At 48.6% G+C, this 12,062-nt stretch carries 12 protein-coding genes and 1 tRNA gene; 1 reads left to right on the top strand and 12 read right to left on the bottom strand.

The window, feature by feature from the left end; all coding sequences use genetic code 11:
• Window positions 1–9: 9 nt before the first annotated feature.
• The 5 genes from AOC32_RS04180 to AOC32_RS04160 are packed head-to-tail and all read right to left on the bottom strand — an operon-like array spanning window position 10 to window position 7,531.
• Window positions 10–858 (bottom strand): 3',5'-nucleoside bisphosphate phosphatase, encoded by an 849-nt coding sequence (locus AOC32_RS04180; RefSeq protein WP_108508284.1) that lies wholly within the window; start codon window positions 856–858, stop codon window positions 10–12.
• A 9-nt stretch (window positions 859–867) separates the two neighbouring features.
• On the bottom strand, window positions 868–1,971 hold the full coding sequence (zapE, locus tag AOC32_RS04175) for a cell division protein ZapE (RefSeq protein WP_108508283.1): 1,104 nt from the start codon (window positions 1,969–1,971) through the stop codon (window positions 868–870).
• A gap of 1 nt (window position 1,972) precedes the next feature.
• A complete protein-coding gene (lpdA, locus tag AOC32_RS04170; RefSeq protein ID WP_108508282.1) occupies window positions 1,973–3,409 on the bottom strand; it encodes a dihydrolipoyl dehydrogenase in 1,437 nt (478 codons plus the stop codon).
• Between the two features lie 10 nt (window positions 3,410–3,419).
• Window positions 3,420–4,628 carry a 2-oxoglutarate dehydrogenase complex dihydrolipoyllysine-residue succinyltransferase gene (gene odhB, locus AOC32_RS04165; RefSeq protein WP_108508281.1) on the bottom strand — a complete coding sequence of 403 codons (1,209 nt, stop codon included), beginning with the start codon at window positions 4,626–4,628 and terminating at the stop codon, window positions 3,420–3,422.
• A 50-nt stretch (window positions 4,629–4,678) separates the two neighbouring features.
• Complete coding sequence (locus tag AOC32_RS04160; RefSeq protein ID WP_108508280.1) at window positions 4,679–7,531, bottom strand: 2-oxoglutarate dehydrogenase E1 component; 2,853 nt, start codon at window positions 7,529–7,531, stop codon at window positions 4,679–4,681.
• A gap of 303 nt (window positions 7,532–7,834) precedes the next feature.
• On the opposite strand from AOC32_RS04160, the gene AOC32_RS04155 reads away from it, so the two are divergent.
• Entirely contained in the window at window positions 7,835–8,515 is a 681-nt protein-coding gene (locus AOC32_RS04155) for a helix-turn-helix domain-containing protein (RefSeq protein ID WP_108508279.1), read from the top strand.
• 49 nt (window positions 8,516–8,564) lie between these two features.
• Here AOC32_RS04155 and AOC32_RS04150 read toward each other — a convergent pair whose 3' ends face one another.
• The 7 genes from AOC32_RS04150 to AOC32_RS09855 all read right to left on the bottom strand — a co-directional run.
• Entirely contained in the window at window positions 8,565–8,903 is a 339-nt protein-coding gene (locus AOC32_RS04150; protein ID WP_108508278.1) for an H-NS histone family protein, read from the bottom strand.
• A 281-nt stretch (window positions 8,904–9,184) separates the two neighbouring features.
• Window positions 9,185–9,589, bottom strand: a complete 405-nt coding sequence (locus AOC32_RS04145; protein ID WP_108508277.1) for a PaaI family thioesterase — start codon at window positions 9,587–9,589, stop codon at window positions 9,185–9,187.
• The gene (locus AOC32_RS04140; protein WP_108508276.1) at window positions 9,589–10,002 is read right to left on the bottom strand and encodes a VOC family protein; all 414 of its coding nucleotides are present in this window, start codon (window positions 10,000–10,002) and stop codon (window positions 9,589–9,591) included. Before AOC32_RS04140 ends, AOC32_RS04145 begins: the two co-directional genes overlap by 1 nt.
• A gap of 21 nt (window positions 10,003–10,023) precedes the next feature.
• A tRNA-Pro gene (locus AOC32_RS04135) sits at window positions 10,024–10,100 on the bottom strand.
• A 19-nt stretch (window positions 10,101–10,119) separates the two neighbouring features.
• A complete protein-coding gene (locus AOC32_RS04130) occupies window positions 10,120–10,470 on the bottom strand; it encodes a MerR family transcriptional regulator (protein ID WP_108508275.1) in 351 nt (116 codons plus the stop codon).
• A complete protein-coding gene (locus tag AOC32_RS04125) occupies window positions 10,445–10,765 on the bottom strand; it encodes an integration host factor subunit alpha (protein WP_108508274.1) in 321 nt (106 codons plus the stop codon). The genes AOC32_RS04130 and AOC32_RS04125 overlap by 26 nt, the downstream gene beginning before the upstream one ends.
• 65 nt (window positions 10,766–10,830) lie before the next feature.
• Window positions 10,831–12,062 (bottom strand): phenylalanine--tRNA ligase subunit beta (locus tag AOC32_RS09855; RefSeq protein ID WP_234409805.1); only part of this gene is annotated, 1,232 nt, incomplete at its 5' end.

Raw genomic sequence — 12,062 nt, 5'->3', positions numbered from 1 at the left:
GTCGCTTATTTAATGAAAGGCTGACCAAATGGGCTTTAAGTGCTCCGGAAGATGAGGAAGATGCCCTAAATCAATATCGCTCTCCTGCGGATCATGAAAATCCGAGCCACGTGAGGCCATAAAGCCATAACGCTCAGCAACCTTCGCATAGGTTTTGTATTGATCGGGGCTATGGCTACCGGTCACCACTTCAATACCGGCACCCCCAAGATCCTTAAAGCGGGCATAGAGCTCATCCATTTGCATACTATTTAGACGATAGCGACCAGGGTGGGCAATTACTGCCTCGCCACCGGCACCTGTAATCCACTCGACCGCCTGATCCAAACTTGCCCAACGATGCGAGACATAACCGGGTTTACCGGCGACTAGGTATTTTCTGAACACCTCATCCATGTCACGACAGACATTTTGTTCGACTAAAAAGCGTGCAAAGTGCGTACGAGCAATGAGCTCTGGATTACCAGCAAACTTAAGGGCGCCCTCATAACTATTTTCAATCCCAATTTGCGCAAGTTGGGCTGCCATTTGGCGGGCTCGCTCTTCGCGGCCATCGCGCGTGGCGCGCAAGCCCTCTTGCAAGATTGAATTACTGGCGTCAAATCCTAAGCCAACGATGTGGACGGTTTGCCCCATCCAACTGATGGAGATCTCGACTCCCGATAAATAGTCCATGCCCAGATTCAGGGCAGCTTGCCGAGCACGCTCCTGACCGCCTAGGACATCATGATCCGTAAGCGACCACAAGTGCACGCCATTTTGATGGGCACGCAAAGCCAGCTCCTCAGGCGTTAAGGTGCCGTCGGAGACCACCGAATGGCAATGCAAATCGGCATTAATAGGGCTTGGCATACTCATGACCCTATTTTAGGTCAGTTGGGCATTAATCAGGCGACGCGGTGCCTCAATGTACTCCCGCGATTGCATCTCCATTAAACGCGAGACGGTTCGGGCGAATTCACTGGCGACCTGCCCCTCGGTATAGAGCTGGTCGGGAGGCACCTCAGCAGACATGATTAGTTTCACCCGATGGTCATACAGCACATCAATCAGCCAAATAAAGCGTCTGGCCTCATTGGTTAAACGGGGGGGCATATACGGCACCTCAGAAACCATCACCGTGTGAAACGTATTGGCAATCTCCAGATAATCATTTTGAGAGCGAGGGCCCACGCAGAGAGTTTGGAAATCAAACCAAACGACGCCTTCAGCTAAATGCAAAGCACGGATCTCGCGGGACTCAATTTTGAGGATGCGGTTGGTCGCCTCGATTTGTTTACCAATGAGCTCATGAAAATAATCTTCCATCTGCCGATGGGTTGTTTCATTCAAAGGCGTTAAGTAAGCCTGAATCCGAGTCATCTGAATTTGTCGGTAATCACTGCCTGCATCGACATTCAGGACATCGAGTTTTTGCTCTAAGAGCTTAATGGCTGGTAATAGTCGATCACGGTGAAGGCCATTGGGATAGAGCTGATCCGGTCGATAGTTGGAGGTCATGATGAACTGCACTCGATCAATGAATAAAGCCTTTAAGAGGCGATACATGATCATGGCATCAGCAATATCGTTAATATGAAACTCATCAAAGCAAATTAAGCGATATCGATCAGAGATGCGTTTGGCTAACTCATCCAGAGGATCGGCTAATCCTGAAAGCTCATGAAGCTCACGGTGAACCTCGCGCATGAACTCATGAAAATGAATCCGGATTTTCTTTTGAACAGGAGATGCCTCGTAGAAGCAATCCATCAAAAAGGATTTACCGCGACCCACCCCACCCCATAGGTATACACCTCGAGGTAACTCGGGGTGAAAGAGTTTTTTGGTGAGCGCGTTACTCCGAATCTCTTTGTAAGCGACCCACTGATCTTCGCATTGCTGCAACCGAACGATGGCTCGCTCCTGCGCAGGATCTGGCTGATAACCGCGCGCTTTACACTCTTGGTAGTAAAAGTCAGCGACTTTCAACTTACATATTGAGTGCGCGTTGATCCGTTGCTAAAGCTGCTTCGCGCATAACCTCCGATAAGCTGGGATGAGGATGGCAAACTCGAGCAATATCTTCAGCAGCCGCTTTGAACTCCATCGCGAGTGCAGCTTCCGCAATCAGATCCGAAGCATTGGGGCCAATAATATGCACCCCAAGAACCTCATCGGTTTTAGCATCCGCCAGAATTTTGACAAAGCCATCAGCACGATCCATCCCAAGTGCACGGCCATTGGCCATAAATGGGAATTGGCCTGCCTTATAGGCACGTCCTTCGGCTTTAAGTTGTTGCTCGGTTTTACCAACCCATGCAATTTCCGGGTCGGTATAGATAACCCATGGAATGCAGTTGTAATCAATATGGGGTTTTTGACCAGCCAGCAACTCGGCGACAAGCACCCCTTCATCCTCCGCCTTATGCGCCAGCATTGGACCGCGAACCACATCACCAATTGCATAGACCCCAGGGGCTGAAGTAGCACAGGTATGGTCATTGATGGGAATAAATCCGCGCTCATCGGTTTTGACCGAAATCGCCTCCAGATTAAGTCCTTCGGTATTGGGTACACGACCGACCGAAACAATAAGGCGATCGCATTCCAGCTTTTGGGGTTTACCTGTGCTGTCCTGATAGGAAACCACAACGCCCTTCTTGTCGGCTTTCACGCCATCAATCTTGACCCCCATATGAATATCAAGGCCCTGCTTGGTGAAAATCTTTTTAGCTTCCTTGGCAATTCCTTCATCACAGGCACCCAAGAAGCTTGGCAAAGCTTCGAGTACCGTGACCTGGGAGCCAACGCGGCGCCAGACTGAGCCAAGCTCAAGGCCAATCACACCGGCGCCAATCACGCCCAAACGCTTGGGTAGGGAGTCGAATTTGAGTGCGCCCTCGTTATCGCAAACCAGTACGTTATCTACAGGGATATTTGGCAGGTGTCTGGCCTTTGAGCCCGTTGCAATAATCACATTCTTAGCGGTGATGGTTCCAGCATCTTTACCAGTAATTTGGATTTGATAACCATCTGCGGTATTACCAACAAAGGAGGCATGCCCTTTGATACTGGTGACTTTGTTTTTACGAAACAGAAAACTAATGCCACCGGTCATTTTGTTGACGATCTCATCCTTACGGGCCAGCATTTTTTTAATATCAATGCTCACACTACCTACTTGGATGCCATGATCGGCTACATGATGGCCAATCTTCTCAAACTCTTCAGAGGATGCTAACAAGGCTTTCGAGGGAATACAGCCCACGTTCAAACAGGTGCCACCTAAGCGAGGCTCCCCTTTGGGATCTGCGTATGGGTTCGACTCTGCACAGGCCACCTTAAACCCCAACTGCGCAGCCCGAATTGCCGCGATGTAACCACCGGGGCCAGCTCCAATCACAAGCACATCAAATACTTGGCTCATGGTTTACTCCTTACAGATCAAGCAGCAAACGAGCTGGGTCTTCTAATAGCTCCTTCATCGCCACTAGACCAAGAACTGCCTCGCGACCATCAATAATCCGATGGTCATACGACAGAGCCAAATAATTAATCGGACGAATCACGATTTGTCCATCCTCCACGACAGCACGCTCCTTGGTGGCATGAATTCCGAGAATGGCTGATTGGGGTGGATTAATAATGGGGGTTGAGAGCATTGATCCAAACACGCCGCCATTCGAGATGGAGAACGTTCCACCAGTTAACTCTTCAATACTTAATTTGCCCTCGCGCGCTTTATTGCCGTACTCCGCAATTTGCTTTTCAATCTCAGCTAAGGTCATTTGATCGACATTACGCAAGATGGGCACTACCAGACCTCGTGGCGAGCTTACCGCAATACCAATATCAAAGTAACCGTGGTAGACAATGTCATTGCCATCAACCGATGCATTCAGAATGGGATACTTCTTCAACGCATAGGTAGCGGCTTTCACGAAGAAGGACATGAATCCTAACTTCACACCGTGGGTCTTTTCAAAGACGTCTTTGTAGCGTGAGCGCATGGCAATCACAGGAGCCATATTGACCTCATTGAAGGTGGTCAAGATCGCATTATTGGCTTGGGATTCCAGGAGGCGCTCAGCAATGCGCGCACGCAGACGAGTCATCGGCACCCGCTCTTCAGTCCGCTCGCCTAGTGAGACGCTCGACATCGGCAATGGTGCAGCGCTTGTTGCTGGCTTCGCACCGCCTGCAATCGCATTTTGTACATCACCCTTTGTTACACGACCATCGCGACCGGTGCCGCTAACTTGATTGGTCGTTAGATTATTTTCAGCCATGAGTTTGGCTGCAGAGGGTGCCGCAATCGAGCCTTTGTCTGCAGAAGCGGCTGGGGCTGGTGCAGCGGCCTTAGCAGGCGCGGGAGCTGCGGCTGCGGCTGACGCAGTTGCCTTGCCTTCACTATCAATCTTGGCGATCACTTGATCGGCCACGACCGTTCCGCCATCGGCTACCAAAATCTCAGCCATCACGCCTGCGGATGGGGCAGGGACTTCGAGCACCACCTTGTCGGTTTCGATCTCAATCAAGATCTCGTCTTGGGCTACAGCATCGCCCGGTTTTTTCTTCCACTGCAAGAGAGTTGCTTCTGCAACGGATTCGGAGAGTTGTGGAACCTTTACGTCAAATAAAGCCATGATGTGTCCTATGAATAAGTTAGATTAAATCGCTGTTCTGTTCGTACCACCTATTTGGTGGCCACAAATCCTTTGAGTTTGGCAAACGCCGCGGTGAGTAATGCCTTTTGCTGACTCTGATGCAAATGGGCATATCCGACTGCTGGCGAGGCCGATGCAGGTCGACCGGCATAACCAAGGCGCATACCCTCACCCATGTTCTCGAGCAAATTGTGTTGCACAAAGAACCAGGCGCCCTGATTTTGTGGCTCATCTTGACACCACACCAACTCAGTGAGATTGGGGTAAGACTTGATGATGCTTGCGATCGCCTTGTGCGGGAATGGATACAGTTGCTCAATACGGACGATCGCTGCGGTATCAATCTTCTTATCGGTACGCTGCTTAACTAAGTCGTAATAAACCTTGCCCGAACACACAATCAAGCGCTCCACCTTTTTGGGATCAAGCGAATCATCTTGCTCTGGAATCACGGTCTGAAATTCACCTTTGGTGAACTCGATGAGCGGTGATGCAGCATCTTTGTGACGCAGTAAGGATTTAGGTGTCATGATGATGAGCGGCTTTCTAAATTGCCGAATCATCTGGCGACGCAAGAGGTGGAAGATTTGCGATGCGGTCGTGGGCTGGACTACTTGCATATTGGTGTCAGCGCATAACTGCATAAAGCGCTCTAGACGCGCTGAGGAATGCTCTGGACCCTGACCCTCATAACCATGAGGCAACATCATTACCAAGCCATTGACACGACCCCACTTCACCTCACCAGAGGCAATGAACTGATCGATAACGACTTGGGCACCGTTGACGAAGTCACCAAACTGGGCTTCCCAAATGGTAAGGGTATTGGGCTCTGCTGAAGCGTAGCCATATTCAAATCCAAGAACAGCCTCTTCTGAAAGAATCGAGTCGATCACCGTAAAGGGTGCTTGATCTTTACTGATATTTTGCAAAGGAATGAAACTGGAATCGGAATTGCCACGCTCTTGATCATGAATTACCGAGTGGCGATGGCTAAAGGTACCGCGACCACTATCCTCACCCGATAAACGAATCGGATAGCCACTCGCGAGCAACGAAGCGAAGGCCATCGCCTCTCCCATGCCCCAATCAACGTTGATCTCTCCACGGCCCATCGCGGCACGATCGGTATAGACTTTTTGCACCAATGGGTGGATTTTGAAATTTTCAGGAATGGCTGTGAGTCGTTCCGCCAATCGCTTCCACTCAGTGAGTGGAATGGCAGTATCGGCCTGATCGGTCCACTTCTTGTTTAAAAACGGTGACCAATCAACTGCAAATTTACCTTTGAAGTTACTCAATACCGGATCGAGCGTTTGCTTACCTTCATCCATGGCAGCACGAAACGCTTTGACCATCTCATCGCCAGTACCTACAGGTAACACACCTTGTGCCTCGAGACGATCAGCATATAACTTTCGAGTACCTGGATGCTTCGCAATAATGCTATACATATAGGGCTGAGTCATCGCCGGGGTATCTTGCTCGTTGTGACCTAATTTGCGAAAGCAAATGATGTCAACCGCCACATCTTTACCAAATTGAGTTCTATATTCCAAAGCGAGTTGCGTCGCTAGGACTACGGCCTCAGGGTCATCGCCATTGACATGCAGTACAGGGGCATCAATCGTTTTCATGATGTCGGTGCAATACAGGCTCGAACGCAAATCACGCGGGTCGGATGTTGTAAAACCAATTTGGTTATTAATTACGATATGGACCGTGCCGCCCGTGGAATAGCCACGCACTTCTGATAAGGCCAAGGTCTCTTGCATCACGCCCTGACCTGCAATCGCAGCATCGCCATGCACCAAGACCGGTAAAACCTGACTCCCGGAGAGATCGTCGCGGCGCTCCATCCGTGCGCGGGCCGAACCCTCAACCACAGGGTTCACAATTTCCAAATGGGATGGATTAAAGGCAAGTGATAAATGTACTGGGCCGCCAGGGGTTGAGATATCGCTTGAGAATCCCTGGTGATACTTCACGTCACCGGCCGGCAAATCCTCTGGTGCAGTGTGATCGAATTCAGCGAAGAGATCTTTGGGGGATTTACCCAAAACGTTGACCAACACATTTAAGCGACCACGGTGAGCCATACCAATCACAATCTCTTGCACGCCCCGCTTACCTGCCCCCTGAATCAACTCATCCATGGAGGGAATAAAGCTGTCACCACCCTCGAGTGAGAAACGCTTTTGACCCACATATTTTGCTTGTAGGTAGCGCTCCAGTCCCTCAGCGGCGGTTAAGCGATCCAAGATCTGACGACGCTGCTCATTGGTGAACTTTGGCGTTGAGCGGATCGACTCTAATTGCTCTTGCCACCATTTCTTGATCTTTTGGTCGGCAATGTACATAAACTCAGCGCCTAAGGTGCCGCAGTAGGTCTCGCGCAAGGCTTGTAACAAATCGCGCAAGGTCATTTGGTTTTTACCAAAGAAGGTATTGCTGGTATTGAAGACGATATCCATATCGCCATCGGTAAATCCATAGAACGATGGATTAAGTTCTGGAATATCGGGGCGCTCGGTGCGCTTTAGGGGATCTAAATTTGCCCAGCGATTACCGACGTTACGATAAGCAGCAATTAGCTGCTGAACCGCTACGCGTTTACGGCCCATCTCGGAATCGGCTGAATCCTGAATGGTTTTGATAGGACCCTGCTTGGCGCGTTCGGCAAATGATGCCACGATGGGAGCATGTGCAATATCACGACCATTTGAGCCATCGACGGCTGGAACCTGAACGACGTTATCAAAATAATCGCGCCAATGCTGTGCTACGGATGTGGGATCTAATAAATACGACTCGTAGAGTTCTTCTACGTAGGGGGCATTACCCCCAAAGAGGTATGAGGAACCTCTATAGGACTGCATCATGATGCTCACCTTTCATCGGGTAACCCGAAAAAAACTGTGGTTTTAACCATCCGCGACACGGCTTAACCGATTAGCAGAACGCAAAGCAAATGCCTTATGTGCCATAAGGATAGCATGGGTTAGGGAAAAAAACACCCCAAGATCAATGAATTAGTGAAAGTCCTAGGGGATTACTCACTCGGTAACTAACCTATCCCTACCCAGTTATAGGAAATTTCCTACCTACATTTCATCCCTGCCTGACAGATCTCTATCGAATTGATTTTTATGCTCTTTCTATCCCAATTTACAAAAGGAGAAAGCATGAAACCCATTAATCTAAATCAGCCCTACTTGAGCACTCGACAGAGTGCCAAGGTTCTACAGGTCTCTCTAGGAACCGTTCAAAAGATGGTGGAGCTCGGTGAATTAACCGCCTGGAAAACTCGGGGTGGGCACCGCCGTATCCTCACCAGCTCGCTCAATCAGCAGCTGCGACGCCGTAAAGTGGGGATGCAGCAACGTGCCAAACATCATCAACATATCGCCCTAGGGGTCTTTAAACGCCAAGAGAACCTTGATGAAATGCAAAAAGCAATTCAAGGATGGGTCATTCCCTTTGAACTAATCCACTCCCTCGATAGCCTTGAGGGCCTGATGCAAGCCGTATCGCATTATCCCGATGTGATTTATTTAGATTCATTAATCCCACCAATCGAACAATTGCATTTAATTCATTATCTGAGTAAGAATATTCAGACACGTCGCATTCCCCTATTGGTGGACGAAGCCTTTGTGCAACTTCATCCCGGTGTATTGGAAATGGCCAAAGAGAATGGGGTTCATTTAAAACCGCAAACGAGCGATACGGAAGCGCTTACCCAAGAGCTCAATGCCTTACCTGAAAAGACGAATGTCATGACCTATAGTGCGAGCGGTGATAAGCAGCCCTTCAAGCAATTAGAGAAATTATTTATCGAAGCAGTGAATACCGTGTTTGAGTAAAGAAAAAAGCCAGTTCAGTGAACTGGCTTTTTAGTAAAGGAGAGTTGATTTACTTAATCGCAAATTTACTGCGATCCTTGCCTGCAATCCATTTCGGGGCCTTGCCACGTCCGGTCCAAGTCTCTCCAGTTGCAGGATTTTTATACTTGGGAGCAACCTTACCGCGCTTCTTGCCTACCCGCTTTTTAGCAGCCGCTTTTTTGGCAGGGCGACCACGCTTACCGGCACCCGCAGCCTTGCGGCCAAATAAGTCACTCGCAGTTAAGCCAAATTCATCAATGATCTTTTTGGCCTTTGCAATTCCTTCAGACTTTTCACGCTGCATCAGGCTCTGAATCTGACTGTCCAATTTCTCACGTTGCGCAAGTAACTCTTTGTACGATGACATATTAAATAATTCCCTTGAATTTTAAAATAATGGTGAGGGGTAATAAATAAAAAATTTAGAAGGAATAAATCGTTTATTGATTAATCTTTTTTAATTATTCATTATTACTACCGAATAATTATATCTGAATAAATGATTAATATGGGTTGGATTAATCACCCTAGAGTGAATAATCAATTCATAGTTTAAATGATTTATTTATCTTATAAATCAATTACTTATGATTATTAAGTACTAAAATATATAATAATGAATTGAATAATTAATTTAACTAATTTGATTTAACTAGCTTGAGTTTTAGCTCGGCGCAGCATGAAACTGCCAGTAGATTTAGCGGTCAATTGCCCTGCCTCATTAAAAATACTGCCCTCACAGTAATTGACAGTACTACCCACCTTCAGGACCTTGCCTTCCGCAATCAGCAAGCCTTTGGAGGGTCTCAAGAAACTGGTGGTCATATCAATCGTGATCACCCCGAGAATATGCTCGTGCGAGCTACGCGCAGCCGCGGCCATCGCAAAATCCAAAATGGTCATCACCACCCCGCCATGGGCCACATGAAAACTATTGAGAAGCTCGGGACGGAGATTTAAGCGAATTCGAGAGTGACCATCCTTGGCAAACTCGGGCTCTACGCCCAAGACATCCAAGAATGGAATGGTTAAACCAAAGTAATCCTGACTCATTATTTAGCAAACAAGCGATCAGGATGCGCCATGGCCTTAAACTCAATCGCATTCCCTGAGGGGTCTAAGAAAAACATGGTGGCCTGCTCACCCACTTCGCCCTTAAACCGAATATAGGGCTCGATCACAAACTCAATACCAGCCTTTTTTAATTTATCGGCCATCGCTTCCCATTCGGGCATGGACAGCACGATACCAAAATGGCGAACAGGTACTTTTTTACCATCCACATCAGAGTGCGCATCATTTTTTGCCTCACCATCGGCCAAGTGCGCCACAATTTGATGACCAAACAAATTGAAATCAATCCATTCATCCGAGCTACGGCCTTCAGGACAGCCGAGCAAACCTCCATAAAACGCGCGCGCGTCTTGTAAGTTATCAACTGGAAAGGCTAAGTGAAATGGATGCATGGTTTATTCCTCTAATGCAGATGGTCGGGGCGAGAGGATTTGAACCTCCGACCACTTGCACCCCATGCAAGTACGCTACCAGGCTGCGCTACGCCCCGACGAAACGAATATTGTATCTCAGCGGCTTAAGACCTGAAGGACCTCTTGGAGCTCCTCGCGCAAACGTAAGGTGGATTTACTCTCGTCTAATCGGTTTTTTGCGCCACTGATCGTAAATCCCTCTTCGTACAATAATGTACGAATTTGACGGATTAAGACCACCTCATGATGCTGGTAGTAGCGGCGATTACCACGACGCTTTTGCGGTCGCAGTTGAACGAATTCTTGCTCCCAATAGCGCAATACATGGGGCTTTACCCCGCACAACTCCCCCACTTCGCCAATCGTGAAATACCGCTTACTCGGGATTGGGGGAAGCAGCGAAACCGTGTTCGCTTTGGAATCAAGCTCTGTTTTGGTTCTGAGCATGGGACTCGACCGCGTCCTTTAGCTTCTGACTAGCATGAAAAGTGACAACGCGTCGCGCTGCAATCGGGATCATCTCACCCGTCTTTGGATTACGTCCTGGGCGTGCAGTTTTATTGCGCAACTGAAAATTACCAAACCCTGAGATCTTGACCTCAACCCCAGATTCCAGAGTCTCGCCAATTCGATTAAAAAAGGCGTCAATCATGTCTTTTGCTTCGCGCTTATTCAGACCAACTTGATCAAATAAGGCTTCCGAGAGTTCGTTTTTGGTCACGGTTTGATTATTTGCAGTCATAGCGACACTCTTTTCTGATTCTAATAAATTGGTTTAGTAACTAATATAGCAAATCCGGATTGCGGCTAACGCAATCGCGCTTTGCAGTGATTCTTTAAGGCGTCCAATAAGGCGGTCATACAGGTTTCCACTTCTTTGTCTTGCAGTGTATCTTGATCATTCACTAGGGTGACCCGAAAGGCAAGGCTTTTCTCATGAAGCGCCATCGAGCTGCTCTCTTTTTGAGGACGAAACTCATCAAAGACCTCAATCTTACGAACGAATGATTGGCGTTGTGCCAGCATCACATCCAGCAAGGTCTGCGCCGGCACCGATTGATCCACCACGACAGCAAGATCACGTTGCACTGCAGGAAACTTACTAATCTCGCTTGGCGCTGGTAAGCCCACATCACAAATCGCGTCCCAATTCAGGGAGAACAATACCGGGGCCGAGCTCAGCTCATAGGCTTGCTGTAAAGCTGGATGCAACTCACCAATCCAACCAATCACGTGATCGCCTAAGTAAACATGGGCGCTGCGACCAGGATGCAAAGCAGGATGCGCTTCTAGAGCAGCTTTAGTCTCGATCTGCAATGGACTGAGTAAGCGCTGTAGATCACCCTTCACGTCAAAGAAATCCACCAGGCGATTGGGTGATGCCCATTGCTCAGGGTTTACATAACCGTAGGCCAATCCACCCACTTGTTTGGTTTGGATAAAACCTGCGACGATGCCAGGGGCCTCGAGCCGACTCGCGTCTCTGGCAAACACTCGACCGATCTCAAAAATACGAACCCGTCCGGCACCGCGATTCAGATTACTGCGCAGGTTCTGCAAGAGGCCGCCCCATAAATTGCTGCGCATCACACCATACTGGCTCGCAATCGGATTGAGTACGGTAATGGGACTGTTCTGCCCCATCTGCAGTTCGGATTGGGGGTCAGTAAATCCAAAGTTCAAGACCTCTTGATAGCCCTCATGTGCTAAGCGGTGACGTAACGCGTGCACAGGTCGTTGGCGCTCCTGCGGCGCACTCATCTTCAGCTCGGCTTTTGGTGGGGAATCGGGAATGTTCTCGAATCCATATAAACGGGCTACTTCTTCAATGAGATCTTCTTCAATATCCAGATCAAAGCGATAACTCGGAGCCTTTACAGTAAATACACTAGCCTCGCCCTGCCCTGAAACGGTGAACTCGAGACCCAAGCGTTTGAATACATCACTCACTTGCTCGATGCTTAATGGAATACCAATCACACGCTGAGCTCGCTCTAGACGCATCGCTACTAATTTGCGTTCTGGCAATTGTGTAATTT

The sequence above is a fragment of the Polynucleobacter acidiphobus genome (assembly GCF_003065385.1).
In the GTDB taxonomy this organism is placed as follows: Bacteria; Pseudomonadota; Gammaproteobacteria; order Burkholderiales; family Burkholderiaceae; genus Polynucleobacter; species Polynucleobacter acidiphobus.
Note: the sequence above shows the minus strand (reverse complement) of the source record. Positions and strands in the feature narration are given on the sequence as shown.